Origin of the sequence: Ancylomarina sp. 16SWW S1-10-2, assembly GCF_009669305.1 — a bacterium.
In the GTDB taxonomy this organism is placed as follows: Bacteria; Bacteroidota; Bacteroidia; order Bacteroidales; family Marinifilaceae; genus Ancylomarina.
The window spans coordinates 1-24,052 of record NZ_SADB01000019.1; the positions used below are offsets into that span (position 1 = coordinate 1).

The window sequence follows — 24,052 nt, forward strand, 5'->3', positions numbered from 1 at the left end:
GTCCGTATTCGGCCGAATAGCCCCCCGTACTAAAAGTCATGCCTTTAAATAGTGTAGGAGAGTAACGTCCCCATGATGGTGTGTTGTTGGCCGAAGCGCTATAGGGTTTCGATACTTTGAGACCATCGATAAAGGTTTGCGATTCGCTGCTGTTTCCCCCTCTAATAAAGAGTTCCCCACTTTCGCCCACGGTACTTGTTCCGGGTAAGGCATTAAATGCAGCAATATAACTGCCTGCTGCTCCTGCTGTGGTGAGAACATCTAAAGTTTTTAGTGCGCTTATCTTGCTGTTGTCGCCAGCACTGAAGGTTCCGGCCGTAATTACCACGGCATTTAGTGTATTCACTGACTCTTTAAGTTGAATTTGCAGATTTTGCATGTCGTCTACCTTTTTACTGAGCTTTGTTGTGATAAATCCAATGCAGGATACGACTAATGTTTGATTGCCCATTGTTTTGCTTCTGAAACTAAAGAACCCATCTATATCTGAGGAAGCTCCATCGTAGGTGTTCTCAATATAAATATTGGCACCGGGAATCGGGTTCCCTTTTTTATCGTAAACCTGACCACTGATGAGGTTTTGAGCAGATATAAATTGTGTTGTAAGAAGGATACAGAATATTAGAATGAATCGTAACATGAGATGTAAGTATTAATGATTAACACTTACAAAATTGGCTTTAGCAAGGATAATTTAAAAAGAATTGTTTCTGACTTGTTGAGTTGAGGAGCTGAATTGTAATGCTGCTGATTTAATTGCGTGGTTAGATCAAAATAAATCTATCACAAACAGTTTGATTGGTTCTATGAAGAGTTTTAACTCAGAAGAATTTGCTTTGATAACAGATGGATTTTGTACTATGCTCAACACAAAGGAACTGTGGTGGAATTACATAAGAATGTAAATGCTGATAATTTTTTCATAAGGAATCCTCTAGGTGGTCTTAAGGATAAATTTCCTAAAGTTATAAATGTGGAACAATTAAAAGGTTTTTTAAACGAAACTTATAATACGGGTTATCATGTAATATTAAAAGACAGTCAGTTTATAGTCACAGTTACGAGAAAATATAAAATTGAATCTTACCATAAGACTTTTTACTTAAACCCATTTGAAACTGTAAGTGTCTATTTTGCATCTAAAAATAAGTATATTGGAATCGAAGATCACACTGTGGTAATGCCAGGGGTTTTGTTAGCATGGATACTAGATCAACGTGAACGAGAAACGAACCAGATATTAATTGATATTGGCTTAACAGCTGCTTCGTTTTATATTGGTGGTACTGCTGTATTTAAAGCTGCTGGGATAACCGGGAAAATTATTAACTCAATTCTATTTGTAAAGGGATTAACAGATAAAATCCTAGAATCGCCAGAAGTATTAAAAATATTAATTAAGAAAAAAGGAGATAAAGGTGATGAGCTTATTCAGTACTATAAGGATTTTAGTAATTTAATTAACTGTACATTAATCTTTAAGAACTTTGCAGATAAGGAGATTGATTCAAAAATATCATTGCTAATTACTGCGTGGAGTGAAATTAATAAATTAAACAATTAATATGAGTTTTATAAAGAAATATAGTTATTTGAGAGCTCTCTTTGTGGGTGTTCCATTTGGAATTAGTTGTATTATAGGCGGAATAAGAGTATATAATGAAACTGCAGAGTTTGAAGATTTAATAATGGAAGAAGGTATTATTTATAATATTGAATCAAAAATAATTGAAGAAGGAGAACGAATTTATGATTTTGTAGAACTAACTCTAGCTGATGGCTCAAAATATTCTTCAGGTGAATATAAGAATGATATATTATCATTTTTTGCAGAAAAACCATATAAGAATAAAATAATTAAATACAATAATGAAATCTTATCATTTCCTATAAAGGAATTATATAAAAATAAAACAATAAAAATATGGCATGAAGAGAGGCAGGATAATATAAGACAGCTTTCAGTAGGAGAAGAAGTATTAATAGAATATTCAGCTCCTTATTGGATGGCGTATTTCTTTTTTTTGTTAGGAGTAATCACGCTTGTATCAGCTTTAATTTATGTGATAAAACACCCTGAAGATTATACTGGAGAGAAGAAAAAATAGACACCCCCGCTACCGCACGGTCAATGTCATTAAGTTAAGGCTTTTTTACAATGCATTTTTTTGATTTTTAGTCACCTTTGGAGTTACTCTATTTCGATATTTATCTTTATGTCTCTCAAACTTTCTATTCGGTCTTATTGGAATCAAATGATTTTGAAAAATATCTTTCAATTCAGAAAACACTGCTGATAGCTGATTGCTTTGAGTTTTATCTTGTTTCCAATCTGGGTTTTTTAGGCTGATTTGTGTTTGAATATCCGTTAAGAAATAATCTGCACCCATACTGATATTGATGCTTTCAGAAGGTATATATTTGAGTTTAAGCTTCAATTGCGCATTGTTCTCTTTTGTTCTCAATCTGATTAAATCGATCTTTTCCTTTTTGTCATTCGTTGCAAAACTGGCACCTGTTGTTAATAGCAACTTATCGCTTAGCATGCCTTTGTAAGAACTGTTGATGTATAAGTCCATCTCCTTGGTTTTGTAGTTTATCTTTTCAGGAGAGTCTATGGTTTTCTGCTGTAGCTGAAAGTTGGTGTAATCGTAGCCCGTGTATAATTTAAACAAACCTTTTTCAAAYTGATGACGGTAAACTGCTTCACCCGATAAAGTCTCAGGTGATTTGTCCCAATCGTAGCGTGTTGCATTTAATTGATGATAGGGAGCTAAATTGGTATATGAAGTATTCAGACTTAAGGCATCTTTATTCCCCTTTATCACCTTTCCCATGCCAATGCCCAGACTCATAATCGAGATATCGGTTTGCTCTTCATGTGGCATATCCTTCGTATCCATTAGAAGTATGCCCGAAAGTGCYTGYCCGTATTCGGCCGAATAGCCMCCCGTACTAAAAGTCATKCCTYTAAATAGTGTAGGAGAGTAACGTCCCCATGATGGTGTGTTGTTGGCCGAAGCGCTATAGGGTTTCGAGACTTTGAGACCATCGATAAAGGTTTGCGATTCGCTGCTGTTTCCCCCTCTAATAAAGAGTTCCCCACTTTCGCCCACGGTACTTGTTCCGGGTAAGGCATTAAATGCTGCAATATAGCTGCCTGCAGCTCCCGCTGTGGTGAGAACATCCATGGTTTTTAGTGCGCTTATCTTGCTGTTGTCCCCAGCGCTGAAGGTTCCGGCCGTAATCATCACTGCATTCAATGTATTCACTGACTCTTTAAGTTGAATTTGCAAATTTTGCATGTCGTCTACCTTTTTACTGAGCTTGGTTGAGATAAATCCAATGCAGGATGCAACTAATGTTTGATTGCCCATTGCTTTACTTCTGAAACGAAAGGCACCATCTATATCTGAGGAAGCCCCATCGTATGTTTTCTCAATATAAACATTGGCACCAGGAATCGGGTTCCCCTTTTTATCGTACACCTTACCACCGATGAGGCTTTGAGCAGATAAAAATTGTGTTGTAAGAAGGATACCGAATATTAGAATGATTCGTAACATGAGATGTAAGTATTAATGATTAACACTTACAAAATTGTATTATGGATAGATGATTTAAAAAGAATTGTTACTGACTTGTTGAGTTGAGGAGTTGAATTGTAATTAGTGTGTGGGGCGTTTTTTTTAATATATGATTTATTCTCCGCATTTTTTCACACTTGCAGGTAAGCGGCTAGCTAATTTGCGTGGGCGTACAACCAGAGGGAGTAATATAACTAATTGTGCACTAGCAAGGGACTGCTTGTGCAGAATACGAGACCGATAATAATCGGGAACAAGCTCGCACTTGCGTGGAGAACTATTCTAAATCCAAAACAAAAAAAAAGCTGTAGATCAATCTACAACTTTATATTATTTTTGAAATCACTGCATTTAAAGGGCTTCATATTGCAAGATTCCCTTTCCTAAAAGTTCCGCAAGCTAGACCATTCCCCATAAAGGAGCAATTCTGTCATCGGTTACGTCAACCTACCGTTCATGTTGGGCAGTACCTGCCACACGAACGCTTAGTTGTTGTATGCTGGCTTTTCTTCATTCTTCCTCTATCTCAACGAAATCTTTCTCAATACTATTAAAAACATTTATTGTTGCGCTTATTGCTTTAAACAAATCAAAGCTTAACATCTCACTGAAAACTTCTGAATACCTATTTAATTCATCCTTTGATTTAGTCTTTAGATGAATCATGTTTTTTCTGTGATTATATAATTCATTGATAACTTCTAAATTTTCACGTCTTGTTTCCCAGAAATCATTTTGTTTTATAGCTAACGGCACTACAGATTCTAATTTTTCCTTAAATGAAATACCATTCTCAATCTTCTTCTGATTGTAATTTGTCTTACCGTGTTTATTTTCTTTTGTATAAGAAAAATTAGTAGGTATTATTTGATTCATAAAACTTTCTAATGCACTAACAAGCATTATAACACTACTAGTAACTGCCTTAATATAACTTGTGTAACTCTGATTTGTACAACCGTAGCTAAAATCCAAGATAAATAAGTTTGTATCATTACCACGTTTGCCAAATCTGATAAATTCATCTGATTTAATTTTTTGCGAAACCTCAAAAAATTCTAAAGAAGATGTTAAGAATAAATGAGTAGGGCTAGGTAGGACTGATATGAATTGTTTTTCATCATGCTTTATTCCTAACATTTGATATACTCGTTCTTTCTCTCCTTCATGTTTAGCTATAACAATGAAATTATTTGATTTGTTGTGATTGGAATTATCGTTATTTGCTAATTCGGATGGGGATATTTTAGCCAAAGATTCTTCTGTTATTATTGGATCTGCATGTGGTGGAATTTTTATTTTCATTTTGATATTCTATGTTTATTTAAGCTTGCATACAACGTTTCGTGTATAATTTCGGAAGGGATTGCGGATTTCAAACCTGTCAGTTTACCCACTAAATTTGATGCGGGTGATAATGCTTGAAAACCTCTAAAACCCTTATAAATTATACATATTGTTGGGGGTAGTTAATGACTCTTAACCCTAGGGATTCTGATATTCAACTTATTGAGAAAATACTCAATCCATGAATTACACCATTCACTATTCGCTCCATATAAAGTCAAAATAATTCCTATTAACGCAATTATCAAAAGGATCTTTTGCAATCTCATACTAGCCCTTAATGAATTATCCTCTACAATATGAGAGTGAAGTTCTAAAATCTCTTCGTACGATTTTTTAATATCGCTACTTGTGCCTTCTGTGAGTTGTACCAATGATTCTTTAAATTCGTATGGTTTAACCTCTTTATCCCATGGTGAATTGTGGGAATCAGGAACTTCAAATTTATTAAGTATATATTTAAAAGTATCAGCAGTAAAATCTTTCCTTATATTCTCAAAACTTATCCAATTTAATGTTAGGTTATTTTTAAGACTTATTACCTTTCTTAAAAATAATGAGATTTTATTTTTTCTAAAATACTTAAAAGTTCTTTTTCTCAATTCTACAATATCTTGTTTTCTCAAACAAGAGAGGTTTATTAAAATCCAATAAGAAGCAATAGCTTGCATATAGTTTTTAGATAAAAATGAAATATGGTTGAATGGCTCTTTTTCAACATCAGTATTATTTGGAATAAATATTTCTAGACCGAAAGAGGTTTTTCTAGAATAATCAACATTTGTCAAAGACAATATTACGTTTGAACCTGAATACAAATTGGGTCTTGAAATATTTAATTTGTCAAATATTTCATTTTGATAACTTTTAAATTCATTGGGTTCATATTCAAATGAAGTTATTCGTGGAAATAAAATCTCATTATTGAGATTAAAAACTCCAAGATTCAAATTTGAAATTACCTCAGTTTTGAATTGAAATGATATTTCATTAAATAATGCTTCTATCCAATATTCTGAATTTTTATATTTATTTCCGATAGACGAAATCAACTGTTTGGTCTTGATTATTTGTTTTATGGATTTAAAATTAATCTCTGACTCGGAAGTGATTTCTTCATTAATGGATTGTCTAAATAGGCTATGGAATTTATCAGATGGAGTAATGGTATATGTCATTACAAGATGTGATTTAGCTCCTTTAACATATCCATATGAAATACCGTCGATCAAATCTAGCTCTTCATTCCCTTTTGTGTCATTGTGATATAGGTGTCCAAACGAAATTGTGTTATAATCTGAATCAAACTTTTTAAATGCCTTACTAATATCTATATTTGGATCTATAGAAAACTCCCTCCCTTTATATTTAGAGGTTATTTTGATTAATCTATTTTCTAATTTTTTGTAATCTTCCAACTCAACACAGTCCAGGAATGTTATACTATGAACATTGAAGTTCGGGTTCTTTGGGATTTTAGATTTATGACGTTTTGAAACTTGGTTCATATTTCTAAAAATAATATGACTTTTAAGAAAGTTGTTTCTATCTAATTTAAGTTTCTTAAAGAGGGAATTATTATATAAGGCTAATAAAACATTTGAGCAGATTTTATTAATCTTTTGACTAAAACATCGTTTTTCAAACTTGGATTTATATGTGAAATTATAGTTCATAATTTAATAATCGTAGTTCTCTATTTAATTACCCCCAACGATTGTGTAAGTGAATGTCATTTATATCTCTTTTATCCATATCAAAACATACACTTACACAGTTGATCTGGTTGTGTAAATGTATAAAATATATTTGCTGTCGTCAATACAATCAGCATTGTGTTTAGTCCTAAATTAGATTATTAAAAGAAAAGAGCCTCACATTCTGTGAGCCCCTTTGTTTTAATTAAGCTTATACGACTTCGGTATCAGGCTCGTTTGTAGTGCGACGGCGTTTTACCAGTTCGTTATTTGTATCGATTAGCTCGGCAATGGTGTGGGCAATGTCTGCGTAAGTTGCTGGGTTTACCTTTGCCATGGTATTCAAATAGCCCACTAAGCTTGTGTTAATCTCTACGATAGCTTCTTTCTTCAACTTACTGGCAGAAGCCAAGTCGTTCTTCACACCTTCATCTTCGGCCTGTTGCAGGGCTAGATTTTCAAAATCTTGTTGAGCCGTAGTTAAAATTGTAATTGTTTCTGGCACACCTTGCAATAGTGCCGCAGCTGCTACAACATTGGGTTTGATTAAATCGTTGAGTAAGGATTCAACATTTGCTGATTCCTCAGCGTAATCCTCATTCTGTATGCTCAAACCATATTGCGCCAATACATTCTCTACCAGCACGGCAGCATTTTGCATGTCGACAATAGGAATATACGTATAGCCCTCTATCAACTTAAACAGGGCTCTAATTGCCATATCGCGATCATGGTCCTTTTCTGCCATCTGAGAATAGGCTTTCAAACGTTTCAACGCCTCAATCATTAAGGTGTTTGTCGCATTGGCACTATTAATTAGAGGCGTTAAATAAAGGTCCGCACTCCAATCATTTTTTGCAAACGCTTTGAGAATAAGCGTTAATAATGCACTAATGTCGCCATTGCGACTACTCGGGGTAATTTTTTTAATTAATACCATAACTTTTCTTTTTTAAGGATAAGTATTTATTGATTATTCAAAATGTGATTTTTTGCTTTGTCACTATTTATATTGGGCAAAAAATCATTTTTACGTGCTTTATCGGTATTGATATTGAGAGAAAAATCAATTTTTTATGCTTTGTCAGTATTGATATGGCTTGTAAAATCAATTTTATGAGCTTTGTCAATACTGGTATTGATCAAAAAAACATTTTTTCAGCCTTTATAAATATTGGTATTGATCAAAAGGCTATTTTTCTGAAGTTAATATCTGTGTCAATACCATGTTGTTAGCTGTGTTGTTTTATTAAAGTTTAATAAAGTTAGTGATTAATAATATTAAACAAAAGAATATGTGGGAGAATTAATTCTCGTGTTTTATTAAAGGAGGGAGAGGATTAAAAAACCGTGTGGAGCTTATTTCGATGCGACTTATTCACCTTATATATTTAAGATTATTAAAATAAAGCGAGACTATTCAGTTAATATATGGATGTGATTTATCGCATTAAAGGGGGATGCTTGAGTTCCGTTGACTATCGGTACAGGATGAGGTTCAATAATGCCTTTCACCTTTGCGTATTTTGCGAAAAAACGTTGTGCTCTTTGCGTGAAAAAATCTGCGGGAGAAATTCTTTTTTGAAAACAGAACACAAAAAAGCTCGACTTGTGGGTCGAGCTTTCATAGTATAATTGGGTATGTTAGTTTTCTTCAATTTTGAATCCGACCTCTTTTAGTTGTTCCCAAAAGTTAGGGTACGATTTATTTACGACCATTGGGTCTGCAATTTGAATCTCAGGACGAAGCATTGCAATTGGAGCAAAAGCCATTGCCATTCTATGGTCATGATAGGTTTCAATGATAATATGATCACTTTCATCTTCCATATCACCATCCCAAGCGAGTTCTCCTTTCTTAGGTTCATATAAGATGTAACCTAATTTTGCTAACTCTTTAATAAGAGCATAAATTCGGTCGGTTTCTTTTATTTTTAGAGTTTCTAAACCTTTAAAGTGGAAAGGAATATTTTTTAGTGCTGCAACAACAGCAAAAGTTTGAGCTAAATCGGGCATTTCATTAAAATCGAAAACCAGTTTGTTGCAAACCTCATTGCTTTGTTCAATATACATGCCTTTATTAGAGAAATTGGTTTTTACACCAAGTTTGCTAAATACGTCCACAAGACCGGAGTCACCTTGAAAGCTGTTCTTTTTTAATCCATCTAGAAATAGCTTTCCTTTTGGAGCCAAAGCCATAAAAGCATACCAATACGAAGCGCTCGACCAATCACCTTCTACCGTATAAGGCATAACTTTATAAGTCTGGTTTGCTACGTAAATTTCATTGCCTTTAAATTGGGATTGAATTCCAAATTCCGCCATAATATTAAGAGTCATTTGAATATACGAACGAGATACAATTTTACCTTGTAATTTAATGCGAAGCCCATTTTCAAGGGTGGGGGCAATAAGTAAAAGAGCCGAAATGTATTGTGAGCTTGTGTCTCCAGCTAACTCAACTTCTTTGCCAGTAATATTCGATCCCATTATTTTTAAAGGAGGATAACCTTCTTTTTCCAAATATGTAATTTGTGCGCCCAATGCGTTTAATGCATCAACTAATACCGATATAGGGCGTTCTTTCATTCTATCAGAGCCTGTAAGTGTCCATTCGCCTAAAATCTTAGCTAGATATGCTGTTAGGAATCGCATACTTGTACCGGCATGACCTATATCAAACACATTTGTGTTCGAGAATAATACCTCTTGCATAACTCTAGAATCATCGCAAGTAGATAAGTTCTTGATTGGTTCAAAACTATAACTTAAAGCATTGATAATTTGTACTCGGTTCGAGATACTTTTCGATGGAGGAATAATAATTTTTCCATCTATATTTTTTTCTGGCTTTGAAATAGTATAATGCATGATTTCTGATTATGAGTGAAATCGATAGGGCTAATAAATAAATATCAAATAGTATAATTTGATTAATTATATCCTTTAACCTTTATCCTTGAGTTATTTATCCTAAAAGATTGTATGAAAAAAAAGCCGTAAGAAAATTGAATTTTCCAACGGCCGTATGGTGTAATTCCTTAATTTCTATAATCTAGAAATGGAAAAGAGAATCAACTTGATATTTAGTATCTAACTTTTCACGTCCATTTAAGAAGTCTAACTCAACCAAAAAGTTAACAAATACATTCTTAACATTAAATTTGTTAATCAGGTTGATAGATGCTCTTGCTGTTCCACCTGTTGCTAATAAATCATCATGAAGTAAAATAACATCATCTTTATCTAAAGCATCTTGGTGAATAAACATTTCATCTTCTCCATACTCCAAAGAATACTTTTCGGAAAAAGTAGGAGCAGGTAGTTTTCCTGGTTTACGAACTGGCACAAAACCAGCACCTAATTTATAGGCTAAAACAGTACCTAGAATAAAACCGCGACTTTCAAGGCCTACAATTTTGGTAATTCCTTTGTCTTTATACTGATTATATAGAGCTTCTACTAATGTGTTTAGGTGCTTCTTATCCTTCAACATTGTAGTGATATCTTTAAATATGATACCTTTTTTAGGAAAATCAATTACATCTCTAATTGAATCTTTCGCTTCTTGAAGTTTTACGTCCATCTTAATTTTTTTTTCCATATTGGTTTAGGGCTTCAAATATTTCTTCTTCAGTACAAATGTTATTTATTGTATAAGAACCAATATCTTGAAGAAGAGTGAAATTCACGCCTTCATTACTATTTTTTTTGTCGTGTAACATGAATTGATAAAATTCGGGATAATCCTTGGCAAAAATAGGAAAGTCTGTGTAAATATCTGTTATATATTTAACTATCTCTTCATATTTATCTTGAGGGAAGCCTTGTTTCCTTACTGATAAGTATAGTTCGCCTATCATACCAAGTACTACAGCCTCACCATGATATAGTTCAAGTTTATGTCGATGGGCAAAACTTTCGAATGCATGACCTATCGTATGTCCAAAATTTAGAACCTTTCGAATGTTCTTTTCCGTTGGGTCTTTCGTCACAAACTCTTGTTTTACGGCAACCGATTTCCTAATTAGGTTAAGTAATTTGGAGTAGTTGATATTCTCAAACTTGAAGGTAAAGAGTTCGTCAAGGTAGTTTTGACTATAAATAATGGCATGTTTTAACATTTCAGCAAAACCCGACTTAAATTCTTTCAAAGGTAAAGTTTTCAAGAATTCAGGGCTTACTATAATAATGTTTGGTTGGTTTATAACACCAATTTCATTTTTAAGACCCTCAAAATTGAAACCAGTTTTACCACCTACCGAAGCATCAATCTGCGCAAGAAGAGTGGTTGGTATGTTCATAAAGTTGCAGCCGCGTTTAAACGTAGAAGCAACAAAACCACCAAGATCAGTCATTATTCCACCACCAATGTTAATAACGAGGCTATGCCTGTTAGCTCCATTTTCACCTAAAAATTGCCATGCTTTAACAACAGAATCTAAAGATTTATGCTGTTCTCCGTTTTCAATTATAAGTTTTGGTGCATTCTGTAATTTTTTAATCCCCGAAAGTAGATGCCAGCAATATTTTTCTGCACCAGAATCCATAAGAATAAAGATCTTTGACTTAGAATAGTTATCTAAAATTCTGTCAAGCTCTTTTTCAATATTTTCAGTAAAAATTAAATCGTAAGATTGGGAACTCATTTGCTAACTTATTTATAGTTTCTAACTTTGGTCAAATATAGTGTTTTAGCAAGTGATGTCAAACTTGCTTATTTTAAAAATTAGGACTAAGACTATTTATAATAGTCGTAATTATATACCAAAATTTTATATTAATAGACATATGACTCTCAGCAATCAGAACCGTGCAGCGCATATTAAGCTTTTTTATTACATTATAAGCTTTCTTTTTTTGAGTTTAACTGTGTTAACAGTTTATCTTAATCCAAATAACATGTTTTTAATATTGCTTAGTTTATTTGTAATATTTGTCGTTTTAGTTAGTTTAAATCTAACACGCGAGTATAATTACATTATTTATAAGGAAACAGATGATAAAATTATTATGCGTTATTACCCTTTGCATCCTTTTCATGATAAGTTTAAATCTATTGAAATAAGTAAGCAAACATTCTCACATTTTGAATTAGAAAAGCTGAGTCTAGGATTAAGAGAAAACTTATATCTTTTTCAGATGAGCAAAAAAGGTTTAGCTAAGTATCCTGCAATTAGTTTATCGGCTTTATCAAAAAAGCAAAGGAGTACTGTTCTAGAATCTCTTTCTAAGTTTTCAAAAAAATAACGACTAACTATTTCTTCCTTATATATAGGTATGCACATGAAAAAGTATTTTACATTAATCATTCTATCTTTTTTATCAATATCATTGTTTTCTCAAAACGTAGAAGATGGTTTAAGAATTCAAGTGGGACTTCCATTTGCTAAATATGGTAAGTTCGATAAAAATTTTAAGAATGGGAGCGAGACTCAATATCCCTCATTACTTATTCAGGCTGATAAACCTTGGCGCGATGGATTTCGATTAGGTGCATATATTGGTTTTGCCGGTCAAAAAAATAAATCCTCATTAAGCGAATATGGTAATGTTACCTATAACTACTATCGTTTGGGTGGTGTTGTGTCTTACGATTTAAATGATTTGTTAGAAGCAATCAACATTTCTCCTGAGTTTGGAGTCGATTTGTATGCTTCGCTAAAGACGGGTTTTTCTTTAGAGCATATAAAAGTTGATCAAGGAATCACCAATAAGGATAATAATATTTTGTTCGATTTTGGGATTCTAATAGGTGGACGATATAATATAAGTGATAATATCGATGTTTTTACTGAACTTGGATATGGAAATGCTGGATTTGTAACTTTTGGTCTTGCGTTTAAGATGTAAAAATATTTCTTTTTGATTCCTCATTACAAATTCCTAATTTGAATAGTCTAAATCCAAATTATGGAAACACTATATAAAGTAGCTTTTAGTTTTTTTAATGGTCTTGGTAGTATCAATGCTAGAAAGGTAATTGCTTATTCGGGAGGAGTCGAATCTTTTTTTAAGTCAAAAAAAAATGATCTTTTAAAGATTCCAGGTATAGGTAAGGCCATTATTCAGAAATTAGATCGAGATGCCGCATTACGAGATGCCGAGGCAGAATTAAAGTTTATTGAAGACAATAATATAAATGTGGCTTTCTATCTCGATGAAAATTATCCACAACGTTTATTAAATTGTCCAGATTCACCAACTACACTATATTATAAGGGAGATATTAATTTTAATGCATCGCGTGTTCTTAGTGTTGTAGGTACTCGCAACGCAACTGATTACGGAAAAGATAATTGTGATAAGGTTATAAAAGCGCTTGCTTCTCATTCTGAAAAGGCAATTATTGTTAGTGGTTTGGCCTATGGTATTGATATTTGTGCACACAAAGCTGCAATGAAATACAAGTTGCCAACTGTAGCAGTTATTGGTCATGGTTTCCATTTAATGTATCCAGCTCAACATCGTAAGTATGTCAATGAGATTATTCACAGTGGAGGTATTGTTACTGAGTTTACTTCAAAAAGCGTCATAGATCCAAGACATTTTGTTCGTCGAAATAGAATTATTGCAGGTATGGCTGATGCAACTTTGGTTATGGAGTCTGCTAGAAAGGGCGGTTCTTTAACTACGGCAGAAATTGCAAACTCATATAATAGAGATGTGTTTGCTTTTCCAGGCAGAGTAGGTGATATTTATTCGCAGGGATGCAACCATCTAATAAAAACGAATCAGGCTCATTTAATAGAATCTGTTGCCGATATTGAATATATACTTGGGTGGGAGAATAATTTGCCTAAGACTGATGCTATTCAATCTAAAATGTTTGTTGAACTTTCTGCTGAAGAAAATTTAATAGTAAGTCTATTAAAGGAGGCTGGTAAATTAGGAATCGATTTGCTTTCAGTTAAATCCAATTTACCCATGAGTAAGGTCTCGAGTTTGCTTTTAAAAATGGAATTTGAAGGCCTTGTTCGCGTGTTTCCCGGTAAAATCTACGCTCTAAATTGTTAAAAAATCTATATTTTTAGGGCTAATGTTGTAGAGCAGAATTTTATTATCTGTAAGTCGCTGTAAGTCAGTGTTTATATTTTTTTTAAAACGTTTGAATTTTTTTGCAAAATAAATTTGAGATTATTGAATTTTATATACATTTGAACAAGAATAATAACAATTGTATCACAACAATCTTATTTTAATTTCATAACATAATTTGGACATGGAAGCGAAGATTAAAGAATTCATGGAGGCCCTAAAAGGTCGAACTCCAGGTGAAATAGAATTCCACCAAGCAGTTGAAGAAGTAATAGAAACAGTGTGGGATGTATATGATGCAAACCCAAAGTACAAGTCTGCAAAGATTTTAGAAAAAATGTGTGAGCCAGAAAGAACTATGATGTTCCGTGTGCCATGGATTAATGATGCAGGTGAAGTAGAATTGAATCGCGGATACCGTGTTCAGTTTAATAGTGCAATCGGACCTTACAAAGGTGGTTTACGTTTTCACCCTTCTGTAACTTTAAGTGTGCTTAAATTCTTAGGATTCGAGCAAACTTTCAAAAACTCTTTAACTACTCTACCTATGGGTGGTGGTAAAGGTGGTTCTGACTTTAACGCTAAAGGAAGATCTGATAATGAAATCATGCGTTTTTGCCAATCTTTCATGACTGAGTTGTGTAAGTATATTGGCGCTGATACTGATGTACCTGCTGGTGATATAGGTGTTGGTGGACGTGAAATTGGTTACCTTTTCGGACAATATAAAAGAATCCGTAACGAATTTACTGGTGTTTTAACTGGTAAAGGTCGTGAATTCGGTGGTTCTATCGTACGTCCAGAAGCTACTGGTTACGGTTCTGTATATTTTGCTCAACATATGTTGGCTGAACAAAAAGAAGAAATTAAAGGAAAAAGAGTTGCTCTTTCTGGATTCGGTAACGTTTCTTGGGGTGCTGCTTCTAAATTAACAGAACTAGGTGCTAAAGTTGTTACTATTTCTGGTCCTGACGGATATATTCTTGATGAAGCTGGTTTTGATGCTGAGAAAATTGAGTATATGTTGGAACTTCGTGCTACTAATAATGACGTTGTTGCTCCTTACGCTGAAAAATTCGGTGCTAAATTCTTCGCTGGTAAAAAACCTTGGGAAGCTAAAGTTGATATGGCATTCCCTTGTGCTATCCAAAACGAACTTAATGAAGACGACGCTAAGCAACTAGTTGCTAATGGTTGTAAATATATCATTGAGACTTCAAATATGGGTTGTACTGCTGAAGCTGTAAACTATGCAATTAAAAATTGTGTATTTGCTCCTGGAAAAGCTGCTAATGCTGGTGGTGTTGCAGTATCAGGTCTTGAAATGTCTCAAAACTCAATGAGATATAGCTGGACAGCTAAAGAAGTTGACGAGAAATTAGCTCACATTATGAGTGAAATTCATGCTACTTGTGTTAAATATGGTACAGGTGCTGATGGTAAAATCAATTACGTTAAAGGTGCTAACATTGGTGGATTCATCAAAGTTGCTGACGCAATGGTAGCTCAAGGATGTGTATAATATCCTAACGCTTTAAATATATAAAAAGCCGGCTTATGCCGGCTTTTTTATTCAATAAGAGTTATTTTTGAAAAGAAAATATTAGTTATGAAGTTAATCGATACACATTCACATATATATTCTGAAGCTTTTGATGAGGATATTGCTGAAGTGATTCAGCGAGCTAAAGATGTTAATGTTGGACAGATTTTCTTACCCAATATTGATTCTGAATCTATTGAGCCAATGTTTAAGTTGGTGAAAGATTATCCTGGTTTTTGTTTGCCAATGATGGGTTTACATCCCACATCTGTTAAAGAAAACTACGAAGAAGAGTTAGCTATTTGTGAAAAATGGCTTGACAAAGAAAAATTTATCGCAATTGGTGAAATTGGGATTGATTTGTATTGGGATAAAATATTTTTGAAAGAGCAGCAGTTTGTTTTTGAACAACAAATAAAGTGGGCTATTCAAAGAGACTTGCCAGTTGTTATTCATGCTCGTGAATCATTCTCCGAAATTTTTGAAATTTTAGATTCTTTCAAAAATCAAAATCTAAAAGGTGTCTTTCATTCTTTTACAGGCAATTTAGAACAGGCAAATAAGGCTATCGATATGGGTTTTTTGTTAGGCTTAAATGGAATTCTGACATTTAAAAATTCTGGATTAGACAAAGTTGTTAAGGAAATTGATACAAAATATCTAATTTTGGAAACCGATTCGCCTTATTTAGCGCCAACACCCAAAAGAGGAAAAAGAAACGAATCTGCATTTGTTGCACTTGTTGCCGAGAAGTTGGCCGAGATTCATAATTTGTCTCTCGAAGAGGTGACAAAAATTACAAGCCAAAATGCTCAACGCTTATTTAATGTTTAGTGAAATTTGAGATTTTGGAAAGCTAATGATTTGACTGTTTTATTGTGAAGATCAGAAAAAAAAGAAATTTATAGATACATGAAGACTTCAATTTTAATAATTTATACTGGAGGAACTATCGGAATGGTTAAAGATCCCGTAACTGGTTCTTTAAAACCTTTCGATTTTGATCACATTCTGAAACAAGTTCCTGAGCTTAAAAATTTCGGTTTTGAGTTAACATCTATAGCTTTTGATCCACTTATAGATTCTTCCAATCTTAATCCAGAGGTCTGGATTAGAATTGCAAATCTGATTAAAGAAAACTATGAAAAGTATGAAGGGTTTGTTGTCCTTCATGGTACTGATACGATGGCATACTCTGCTTCAGCATTAAGTTTTATGCTAGAAAACCTTGGTAAGCCTGTTGTATTTACTGGTTCGCAGTTGCCAATTGGAATGTTACGTACCGATGGTAAAGAAAATTTAATAACTGCTATTGAGATTGCTGCTGACTATAAAAATGGAAAAGCAATTGTGCCAGAAGTTTGTGTGCTTTTTGAAAATAAACTATTTCGAGGAAATCGTACAACAAAGCATAACGCCGAATATTTTAACGCTTTTTATTCTTATAATTACCCTGATCTTGCAAAAGTAGGTATCAATATTCATTATAATAATGCTGTAATTCGAAATGTTTCAGATGGAATGTTTAGTATTAACACCAATTTGGATATGAATATTGCCATTTTAAAATTATTTCCTGGTATAAATAAGCAGACTGTGGATGCTATTTTAAATATAGAAGGATTACGAGCAGTAGTGATGGAAACATATGGTGCTGGTAATGCACCAACCGATGAATGGTTCATCGATTCTATAAAAGATGCAATAAGCAGAGGAGTTATCATATATAATGTAACTCAATGTCCTTCAGGAAGTGTTAATATGGGTTTGTACGAAACAGGTGTTATCTTGCGAGATATTGGCGTTGTTAGTGGTTATGATATTACTACTGAAGGTGCTATTACCAAATTAATGTTTTTATTAGGGCAGCCGCTTGATTCGGATAAGATAATATTCTATTTAAATAAGTCCATCAAAGGAGAATTATGCTAGTATAAAATTTGTTTTCCATTTTTTTTTAGTAATTTGGTCCACTGTTAAAATCATCTTACATTATATAATAAGAGAGGTGATGTTAGATAGGACAAGAGTCTTGAACTCGTTTCTAAGAAGAAAAAATAATTGATTGTTGCTAATTGATTATTCATAAATTGAACCGTTTAATTTTGTAAAAAATAATTTCGTTAATTAAAATTTGAAAAACAGACTATGAAAAAATTATTTGCATTTATAGCAGTTATTGGGATGCTGAACTTTGGAGCATCATTCAATGCCGTTGCTCAAGATGAAACTACTGAAACTACTGAAGCTACAGTGGATACTCAGGATGAAGCAACTCAAGACGTTGCTGAAGAAGTAGCTGAAGAAGAAGTGATTGAAAGTACTTCTTTCCATGCTGTAGTTAAAAAACAATTCATCCAAGGTGGTGCAATGTTTATGAGTTTTGTATTGTTAACATTAATCTTAGGTTTAGCTCTTAGTATTGAGAGAATAATCTACTTGAACATGTCAACAACAAACACTAAAAAGTTGCTTGCTAACTTAGAAGAAGCGTTGAATAATGGTGGTGCTGATGCTGCTAAAGAGGTTTGTAGAAACACTCGTGGTCCTATCGCTAGTATTTTCTATCAAGGTCTTGATCGTGTTGATGAAGGTGTAGATGTTGTTGAGAAATCAGTAATTTCTTACGGTTCAGTTCAAATGGGTCTTTTAGAAAAAGGTCTTTCTTGGATTTCATTGATGATTGGTCTTGCTCCTATGTTAGGTTTCATGGGTACAGTAATTGGTATGATTGGTGCATTTGACTCTATTCAGTCAATGGGTACTATTTCTCCTGCTGCTGTAGCTGGTGGTATTAAAGTTGCCTTGATTACAACTGTATCTGGTTTGATCGTTGCAATGATTCTTCAAGTATTCTATAACTACTGTACTGCTAAAATTGATAGTATTGTAAACAACATGGAAGATGCATCTATATCTCTTCTTGATATCTTAGTAAAATACAAATTGAAAAAATAATATTCGACTATGTCAAATACATTGAGTAAATATTTAAATATTCTTACCTATGTAATGCTTGGTCTTACAGTTATTTTTGTAGCCATGTTTTACTTTGGTGGAGAATTACCAAATCAAACTTATGATACGCCGGTATATACCGATTCGTTGATTAGTTATGCAACGGTATTGTTTTATATCACTGTTGCCATATCTGTATTGTTTCCTATCCTTCAGATAATAGACAATCCTAAGGGAGCTCTTAAAGGTTTAGCAGGACTTGCCGGTCTTGGATTAATTGTCTTTATAGCTTATTCTTTAGCTGACGATACATTGTTAAAACTTCCTGGTTATACTGGAGACGATAATAGTGCGGGTCCGTTAGTGTTTGCTGACACCGTTTTATATACCGCTTATGTTTTAGGTGTAGGTGCTATCGTTTCTATCGTAGTGACGGAAACAATGAGGAAATTTCGCTAAGATAAAGATTTGATTAATTTTGAATCGTAAACCTTAATTAATAATATTATGGCAAGAAAAACACCAGAGATAAATTCGAGTTCGATGGCCGATATCGCGTTTCTTCTGTTAATTTTCTTCTTGGTGACAACGACAATGGATGTGGATACAGGTATCTACAAAAAATTGCCAGCTATTCCAGAAGATTCTTCAGAAACGCCACCAAAGGTTAAGCAACGTAATGTTTTGTCCATTTTGGTGAACCGTAACAATGAATTGTTGGTAAACGGAGAAGTTCTTAGTATTTCACAATTGCGTGATAAAACAAAAGAGTTCTTCTTGAATCCAACAAACAGTGAATCTCTTCCTGAAAAAGCCGTAAAAAACGTACCCTATTTTGGGGATGTTATGGTGTCTAAGGGATTGATTTCGTTACAGAATGACCGAGGAACAAAATATGAAACTTATATTCGCGTTCAGGATGAACTTGCAGCAGCTTCTCGTGAGTTAAAAGATGAGAAGTCTATACAGCAATGGGGTAAAAAATACGAAGAGCTTAATGAAGATCAACAAGATGCTGTTCGAAAATATGTTCCAGTGCAAATTTCTGAAGCAGAACCAAGAAATACAGGAGGTAAATAATGTCAAAGTTTAGAAAAGACGGTAAGAAAGAATTGCCAGCTATATCAACAGCTTCGCTTCCTGATATTGTATTTATGTTGTTATTCTTCTTTATGGTTGCTACAACTATGAGAGAAGTTGACTTAAATGTAAATATTATGGTTCCCGAAGCGAATGAGGTTACTAAATTGGAGAAAAAGGATCTTGTAAGTAACATCTATGTAGGTGTACCTATGAGAAAGTTCCAAAAAAATTATGGAACTTTGCCTCGTATCCAACTGAATGACCAATTTGCAACAGTTGAAGATATTCAATCTTTTATTGCTTCAGAACGTGAATCAAGGAAAGAAGAATTGCGTAATAAGTTAACGACTTCATTGAAAGTTGATCAATACACTAAAATGGGTATTATCACTGATATTAAGCAAGAACTTAGAAAAGCTAGTTCTCTTAAGTTGAACTATTCAACAAGACAAACTGCAGAATAATTTTTTATTCGAGTTATATATTTAAAAAGGAGTTCGCAAGAACTCCTTTTTTTATGCCGTATTTTTTATTCAATCAAAATAAAAAAGCTCGAAGCGTTAGCTTCGAGCTTTTTGTGTGACTCCGATGGGATTCAAACCCATGACCTCCAGAACCGGAATCTGACGTTCTATTCAGCTGAACTACGGAGCCAATTCGAGAACAAATTTAGAAAATTAATCTTATTATCTATTGAAAATTAGCTTTAGCTTGTTTAATGTTTTTTTTAAATTGTATTACGATTAGTTAAAGCCTTAATAGACAAAATTTAATAATTACGCTTTCCTAGAATAAAGTCACTATTTATTTCAAACTTTTACTAATTTTGCGCTTTAATTGAGAGTAGGTTTTGAGTTTTGCAGCTGAAATTTTCGATGCTAATGAAAAAAAATCTAAATCTTATATACATCAATCAGATAGGAGTTTAAGTTTGACTAGTATTCTAGGATTTCTTATCCCAATAATATCGGAATTCATATCTAATTAGCTATTGAACATGGAATACAATTTTAAAGAAATAGAAAAAAAGTGGCAAAAGTTTTGGGTTGATAACAAGACTTATAAAGTCGATGTTGATACAAGTAAGCCAAAATTTTATGTGCTCGATATGTTTCCTTATCCATCAGGTGCAGGATTACATGTTGGTCATCCTCTAGGCTATATTGCTTCTGATATATATTCTCGCTATAAGCGTTTAAAAGGTTTTAATGTCTTGCATCCAATGGGATATGATGCTTACGGTTTGCCTGCGGAACAATATGCGATTCAAACTGGACAACACCCTGCTATTACTACTGAGGTCAATATCAACAGATATCGGGAGCAGTTAAATAAAATTGGTTTTTCTTACGATTGGGATAGAGAGATACGTACCTCTGATCCTGAATATTATAAGTGGACTCAGTGGGCTTTTGTTGAAATGTTTAATCATTATTTTAATAATAAAACTCAGAAAGCTGAGGCAATCTCTGATTTGGTTTTAGAATTCAAAGCCAATGGAAATGCTAATGTTGATGCATCAACTTCGCAAGAAGATATTTTTACAGCTGAAGAATGGAATGCTTTAAGTGAAAAAGATCAAGAAACTATCCTATTGAATTATCGTTTGGCTTATTTAGCCGATTCATTGGTAAACTGGTGTCCTAAATTGGGAACTGTTTTAGCAAATGATGAAGTTAAAGATGGCCTTTCAGCAAGAGGAGGTTATCCTGTTGAGCAGAAAAAGATGCGTCAATGGTCTCTAAGAGTATCTGCTTATGCAAAGCGTTTGCTCGAAGATATGGAGAAACTTGAATGGACTGACTCTTTAAAAGAAATTCAACGTAATTGGATTGGTCGTTCTGTTGGTGCTGAAGTTAACTTCAACGTGAAGGATTCAGATACTAAGATGGAGGTTTTTACAACTCGTCCAGATACTATTTTTGGTGTTACGTTTATGGTATTAGCGCCCGAAAGTGATTTGGTGAAGGAATTAACTACACCAGATTGTCAAGCAGATATTGATGCATACATTGAGGCAACTAAAAAAAGAACTGAAAGGGAGCGATTAGCTGATGTTAAGACAATTAGTGGTGCATTTACAGGTGCGTATGCTATAAACCCTTTTACAGGTGATGAGATTCCTGTTTGGGTGAGCGATTACGTACTTGCCGGATATGGAACAGGTGCAATTATGGCGGTTCCTGCTCACGATAGTCGTGATTATGCTTTTGCAAAACATTTCGATTTACCTATTATTCAGGTCGTATCAGGTGGTGATATTTCTGAAGAATCTTACGATGCTAAAACAGGTAAGGCGATGAACTCTGATTTCTTAAACGGATTGGATGTTAAAGATGCGATTGTAAAAGCAAACGAAGAAGTTGAAGCAAGAGGTTTAGGTAAAAAGAAAATCAACTATAGATTGAGAGATGCTATTTTTTCTCGTCAAAGATATTGGGGTGAACCATTCCCAGTTTACTTTAAGGATGGTATGCCAAAAATGATGGACTTAGATAAATTACCTCTTGAATTGCCTGAGGTTGATAAATATTTGCCAACAGAAACAGGTGAGCCTCCTTTGGGTCGCGCAACAAATTGGACTACTGAAGATGGTTATCCTATTGAGTTGAATACAATGCCAGGTTTTGCAGGTTCGTCTGCTTATTACTTGCGTTATATGGATCCTCGTAACAACGATGCATTGGTCTCTGAGGAAGTTAATGCGTATTGGCAAGATGTCGATTTATATATTGGTGGTACTGAGCATGCTACAGGTCACTTAATTTATTCTCGATTTTGGAATAAGTTCCTTTTTGATATAGGTGAAGTTTGTAAAAATGAACCTTTCAAAAAATTGATTAATCAAGGTATGATTCAAGGTCGTTCTAACTTTGTTTATCGTATTAAGAATTCAAATAAGTATGTGTCATATGGCTTGAAAAAAGATTATGATACTACCGAACTTCATGTTGATGTGAATATTGTGAAAAATGATGTTCTAGATACTGAAGCATTTAAAAATTGGATGCCTGAGTATGCAGATGCTGAGTTTGTGCTAGAAGATGGTAAATATATTTGTGGATGGGCTGTAGAGAAAATGTCGAAATCGATGTTTAATGTGGTTAATCCTGATGTGATTGTAGAAGAATTTGGTGCAGATACGCTTCGTTTGTATGAAATGTTTCTAGGACCATTGGAGGCTTCAAAACCTTGGGATACCAATGGTATTGATGGTGTTCATAAATTTCTGAAGAAATTATGGCGTTTGTTTCACAACGACCAGAATGAATTTGTAATTTCAAATGATGAGCCAACAAAAGCTGAATACAAAATTTTGCACAAGACAATAAAGAAAATTCAAGAAGATATTGAGAGATTCTCATTTAATACTTCTGTGTCTGCCTTTATGATTTGTGTAAATGAATTGAATAGTTCTAAATGTAATAAAAAAGCGATTTTAGAAGAACTACTTATACTTTTAGTTCCTTTTGCACCTCATATAACGGAAGAACTTTGGAAGCTGTGTGGAAATAACACCAGTATCACTGATGCAAATTTCCCAGTCTTGAATGAATCCTATTTGGTTGAAGACGTTTATTCATATCCGGTGTCATTTAATGGGAAGATGAGATTCATATTAGAACTCCCGTTAAGTCTATCTAAAGATGAAATTGAAAAGATTGTAATGACTAGTGAACAGGCCCAAAAATGGATAGATGGTAAAACCCCTAAAAAGGTGATTATTGTTCCTAAGAAAATCATCAATATAGTAGTCTAAAGAGAAAGCTAATAATTCATATTTAAATAGCTTTAATTTCATTGACTAATCAATGAAATTGAAGCTTTTTTTTGCTTAAAGGTAAAGTGTCATATTAATATCAAAAAAGTAATAATTAAGAAAATGAAATTGAATACGACTGAATTGAAATCCTATTTAATCATTGCTCTAGGGTTGGCAATTTATAGTTTTGGCTGGACAGCCTTTTTAATACCATCAAAAATCATTGGTGGTGGTGTTAGTGGTATCGGAACTTTAATCTTTTATAGCTCTGGAGAGACAATTCCTGTAGGGCTATCTTATTTAATTATTAATTGTTTTTTGATAGTAATCGCTTTAAAAATTCTGGGACCTAAGTTTGGAGCTAAAACGATATATGCTATTATATTGGGTGCTTTTTTCCTTAGTGTTCAACAAGAATTCTTTACTGAACCTTTGGTTGACGATAAATTTATGTGTGCCATTATTGGCGGTATATTAGGAGGTGTTGGAGTTGGTATTACTATTTCTCAGGGAGGTAGTAGTGGAGGTACCGATATTATAGCGATGATTATAAATAAATATCGGAATATCAGTCCAGGGCGTGTTATTTTATATTTCGATGTCTTTATTATTGCATCTTCTTATATCTTTTTTAATGATGTTCCTACCATCGTATATGGTTATGTATTTATGGGGGTTGCTTCTTATGCTATCGATATGGTTATTAGCGGTAGTAAGCAGTCAGCACAAATGTTTATTATTACCAAGGATTATGAAAAAGTGGCCGATGAGATTGGTTTACATGCCAGTAGAGGTATTTCTATTATTGATGCTACGGGTTGGTATTCAAAGGAAAACAAAAAGATATTGATGGTTGTTGTTCGTAAACATGAAACGCCTCTTATCTTTAAAATAGTGAAACATTACGATCCTGATGCATTTATTTCCATGGGATCTGTTATGGGGGTTTATGGTTTTGGTTTTGACGAAATTCGTGCCTAAAAACTCATAGATATTGTAGTCTAAAAATGCTAATATTTTGTGTTTTAAAGCTGTT

General features: G+C 33.6%; 22 protein-coding genes and 1 tRNA gene. 14 read left to right on the forward strand and 9 right to left on the reverse strand.

All coding sequences use genetic code 11. The features are described from left to right. Positions 1–640: carboxypeptidase-like regulatory domain-containing protein (locus EMN46_RS14515; RefSeq protein ID WP_154201541.1), on the reverse strand; the 640-nt coding region annotated here is incomplete at its 3' end. A 243-nt stretch (positions 641–883) separates the two neighbouring features. Here EMN46_RS14515 and EMN46_RS14520 point away from each other — a divergent pair. Both EMN46_RS14520 and EMN46_RS14525 read left to right on the forward strand, forming a co-directional pair. Further along, entirely contained in the window at positions 884–1,564 is a 681-nt protein-coding gene (locus EMN46_RS14520; RefSeq protein WP_154201542.1) for a hypothetical protein, read from the forward strand. A gap of 1 nt (position 1,565) precedes the next feature. Further along, the gene (locus tag EMN46_RS14525; protein WP_154201543.1) at positions 1,566–2,108 is read left to right on the forward strand and encodes a hypothetical protein; all 543 of its coding nucleotides are present in this window, start codon (positions 1,566–1,568) and stop codon (positions 2,106–2,108) included. Between the two features lie 45 nt (positions 2,109–2,153). Here the strand turns inward: EMN46_RS14525 and EMN46_RS14530 are convergent, their stop codons facing one another. The 7 genes from EMN46_RS14530 to aroB all read right to left on the reverse strand — a co-directional run bounded on the left by EMN46_RS14530 (position 2,154) and on the right by aroB (position 11,280). Beyond that, positions 2,154–3,566 (reverse strand): TonB-dependent receptor, encoded by a 1,413-nt coding sequence (locus tag EMN46_RS14530; protein ID WP_154201544.1) that lies wholly within the window; start codon positions 3,564–3,566, stop codon positions 2,154–2,156. A gap of 531 nt (positions 3,567–4,097) precedes the next feature. After that, positions 4,098–4,892: a hypothetical protein gene (locus EMN46_RS14535; RefSeq protein WP_154201545.1), complete on the reverse strand. Its 795-nt coding sequence runs from the start codon at positions 4,890–4,892 to the stop codon at positions 4,098–4,100. A gap of 164 nt (positions 4,893–5,056) precedes the next feature. After that, complete coding sequence (locus tag EMN46_RS14540; protein ID WP_154201546.1) at positions 5,057–6,442, reverse strand: hypothetical protein; 1,386 nt, start codon at positions 6,440–6,442, stop codon at positions 5,057–5,059. A gap of 400 nt (positions 6,443–6,842) precedes the next feature. Next, positions 6,843–7,571, reverse strand: a complete 729-nt coding sequence (locus tag EMN46_RS14545) for a DUF6261 family protein (protein WP_154201547.1) — start codon at positions 7,569–7,571, stop codon at positions 6,843–6,845. Between the two features lie 704 nt (positions 7,572–8,275). Next, the gene (gene aroA, locus EMN46_RS14550) at positions 8,276–9,502 is read right to left on the reverse strand and encodes a 3-phosphoshikimate 1-carboxyvinyltransferase (protein WP_154201548.1); all 1,227 of its coding nucleotides are present in this window, start codon (positions 9,500–9,502) and stop codon (positions 8,276–8,278) included. Between the two features lie 184 nt (positions 9,503–9,686). Next, positions 9,687–10,217: an adenine phosphoribosyltransferase gene (locus EMN46_RS14555; protein WP_154201549.1), complete on the reverse strand. Its 531-nt coding sequence runs from the start codon at positions 10,215–10,217 to the stop codon at positions 9,687–9,689. A 1-nt stretch (position 10,218) separates the two neighbouring features. Then, the gene (gene aroB, locus EMN46_RS14560; RefSeq protein WP_154201550.1) at positions 10,219–11,280 is read right to left on the reverse strand and encodes a 3-dehydroquinate synthase; all 1,062 of its coding nucleotides are present in this window, start codon (positions 11,278–11,280) and stop codon (positions 10,219–10,221) included. Positions 11,281–11,533: 253 nt separating this feature from the next. On the opposite strand from aroB, the gene EMN46_RS14565 reads away from it, so the two are divergent. From EMN46_RS14565 to EMN46_RS14610, 10 genes are all read left to right on the forward strand, one after another. After that, positions 11,534–11,881: a hypothetical protein gene (locus tag EMN46_RS14565; RefSeq protein ID WP_154201551.1), complete on the forward strand. Its 348-nt coding sequence runs from the start codon at positions 11,534–11,536 to the stop codon at positions 11,879–11,881. 36 nt (positions 11,882–11,917) lie between these two features. Next, positions 11,918–12,484, forward strand: coding sequence for an outer membrane beta-barrel protein (locus EMN46_RS14570; RefSeq protein ID WP_195715281.1), 567 nt, complete (start codon positions 11,918–11,920; stop codon positions 12,482–12,484). 60 nt (positions 12,485–12,544) lie between these two features. Then, on the forward strand, positions 12,545–13,648 hold the full coding sequence (gene dprA / locus EMN46_RS14575; RefSeq protein ID WP_154201553.1) for a DNA-processing protein DprA: 1,104 nt from the start codon (positions 12,545–12,547) through the stop codon (positions 13,646–13,648). Between the two features lie 205 nt (positions 13,649–13,853). Beyond that, complete coding sequence (gdhA, locus tag EMN46_RS14580; protein WP_154201554.1) at positions 13,854–15,191, forward strand: NADP-specific glutamate dehydrogenase; 1,338 nt, start codon at positions 13,854–13,856, stop codon at positions 15,189–15,191. A gap of 87 nt (positions 15,192–15,278) precedes the next feature. Further along, positions 15,279–16,046 carry a TatD family hydrolase gene (locus EMN46_RS14585; RefSeq protein ID WP_154201555.1) on the forward strand — a complete coding sequence of 256 codons (768 nt, stop codon included), beginning with the start codon at positions 15,279–15,281 and terminating at the stop codon, positions 16,044–16,046. 78 nt (positions 16,047–16,124) lie between these two features. After that, on the forward strand, positions 16,125–17,144 hold the full coding sequence (locus tag EMN46_RS14590) for an asparaginase (protein WP_154201556.1): 1,020 nt from the start codon (positions 16,125–16,127) through the stop codon (positions 17,142–17,144). Positions 17,145–17,360: 216 nt separating this feature from the next. Beyond that, a complete protein-coding gene (locus EMN46_RS14595; RefSeq protein WP_154201557.1) occupies positions 17,361–18,170 on the forward strand; it encodes a MotA/TolQ/ExbB proton channel family protein in 810 nt (269 codons plus the stop codon). 9 nt (positions 18,171–18,179) lie between these two features. Then, positions 18,180–18,629 carry a hypothetical protein gene (locus EMN46_RS14600; protein WP_154201558.1) on the forward strand — a complete coding sequence of 150 codons (450 nt, stop codon included), beginning with the start codon at positions 18,180–18,182 and terminating at the stop codon, positions 18,627–18,629. A 48-nt stretch (positions 18,630–18,677) separates the two neighbouring features. Further along, positions 18,678–19,250, forward strand: coding sequence for a biopolymer transporter ExbD (locus EMN46_RS14605; protein WP_154201559.1), 573 nt, complete (start codon positions 18,678–18,680; stop codon positions 19,248–19,250). Further along, a complete protein-coding gene (locus tag EMN46_RS14610; RefSeq protein ID WP_154201560.1) occupies positions 19,250–19,717 on the forward strand; it encodes a biopolymer transporter ExbD in 468 nt (155 codons plus the stop codon). The genes EMN46_RS14605 and EMN46_RS14610 overlap by 1 nt, the downstream gene beginning before the upstream one ends. Positions 19,718–19,833: 116 nt before the next feature. On the opposite strand, the gene EMN46_RS14615 is transcribed toward EMN46_RS14610, so the two are convergent. Then, positions 19,834–19,907, reverse strand: a tRNA-Arg gene (locus EMN46_RS14615). A 343-nt stretch (positions 19,908–20,250) separates the two neighbouring features. Between EMN46_RS14615 and leuS the strand changes: the two genes are divergently transcribed. Continuing rightward, positions 20,251–23,013, forward strand: coding sequence for a leucine--tRNA ligase (gene leuS, locus EMN46_RS14620; RefSeq protein WP_154201561.1), 2,763 nt, complete (start codon positions 20,251–20,253; stop codon positions 23,011–23,013). A gap of 123 nt (positions 23,014–23,136) precedes the next feature. Further along, positions 23,137–23,997, forward strand: coding sequence for a YitT family protein (locus tag EMN46_RS14625; protein ID WP_154201562.1), 861 nt, complete (start codon positions 23,137–23,139; stop codon positions 23,995–23,997). Positions 23,998–24,052: the final 55 nt, after the last annotated feature.

What these genes read in the sequence shown, in the direction of transcription:
- EMN46_RS14525 (WP_154201543.1), top strand. Translation starts at nt 1,566, where the DNA reads ATGAGTTTTATAAAGAAATATAGTTATTTGAGAGCTCTCTTTGTGGGT.
- EMN46_RS14535 (WP_154201545.1), bottom strand. Translation starts at nt 4,892, where the DNA reads ATGAAAATAAAAATTCCACCACATGCAGATCCAATAATAACAGAAGAA.
- EMN46_RS14540 (WP_154201546.1), bottom strand. Translation starts at nt 6,442, where the DNA reads ATGAACCAAGTTTCAAAACGTCATAAATCTAAAATCCCAAAGAACCCG.
- EMN46_RS14545 (WP_154201547.1), bottom strand. Translation starts at nt 7,571, where the DNA reads ATGGTATTAATTAAAAAAATTACCCCGAGTAGTCGCAATGGCGACATT.
- aroA (WP_154201548.1), bottom strand. Translation starts at nt 9,502, where the DNA reads ATGCATTATACTATTTCAAAGCCAGAAAAAAATATAGATGGAAAAATT.
- EMN46_RS14555 (WP_154201549.1), bottom strand. Translation starts at nt 10,217, where the DNA reads ATGGACGTAAAACTTCAAGAAGCGAAAGATTCAATTAGAGATGTAATT.
- aroB (WP_154201550.1), bottom strand. Translation starts at nt 11,280, where the DNA reads ATGAGTTCCCAATCTTACGATTTAATTTTTACTGAAAATATTGAAAAA.
- EMN46_RS14565 (WP_154201551.1), top strand. Translation starts at nt 11,534, where the DNA reads ATGTTTTTAATATTGCTTAGTTTATTTGTAATATTTGTCGTTTTAGTT.
- EMN46_RS14570 (WP_195715281.1), top strand. Translation starts at nt 11,918, where the DNA reads ATGAAAAAGTATTTTACATTAATCATTCTATCTTTTTTATCAATATCA.
- dprA (WP_154201553.1), top strand. Translation starts at nt 12,545, where the DNA reads ATGGAAACACTATATAAAGTAGCTTTTAGTTTTTTTAATGGTCTTGGT.
- gdhA (WP_154201554.1), top strand. Translation starts at nt 13,854, where the DNA reads ATGGAAGCGAAGATTAAAGAATTCATGGAGGCCCTAAAAGGTCGAACT.
- EMN46_RS14585 (WP_154201555.1), top strand. Translation starts at nt 15,279, where the DNA reads ATGAAGTTAATCGATACACATTCACATATATATTCTGAAGCTTTTGAT.
- EMN46_RS14590 (WP_154201556.1), top strand. Translation starts at nt 16,125, where the DNA reads ATGAAGACTTCAATTTTAATAATTTATACTGGAGGAACTATCGGAATG.
- EMN46_RS14595 (WP_154201557.1), top strand. Translation starts at nt 17,361, where the DNA reads ATGAAAAAATTATTTGCATTTATAGCAGTTATTGGGATGCTGAACTTT.
- EMN46_RS14600 (WP_154201558.1), top strand. Translation starts at nt 18,180, where the DNA reads ATGTCAAATACATTGAGTAAATATTTAAATATTCTTACCTATGTAATG.
- EMN46_RS14605 (WP_154201559.1), top strand. Translation starts at nt 18,678, where the DNA reads ATGGCAAGAAAAACACCAGAGATAAATTCGAGTTCGATGGCCGATATC.
- EMN46_RS14610 (WP_154201560.1), top strand. Translation starts at nt 19,250, where the DNA reads ATGTCAAAGTTTAGAAAAGACGGTAAGAAAGAATTGCCAGCTATATCA.
- leuS (WP_154201561.1), top strand. Translation starts at nt 20,251, where the DNA reads ATGGAATACAATTTTAAAGAAATAGAAAAAAAGTGGCAAAAGTTTTGG.
- EMN46_RS14625 (WP_154201562.1), top strand. Translation starts at nt 23,137, where the DNA reads ATGAAATTGAATACGACTGAATTGAAATCCTATTTAATCATTGCTCTA.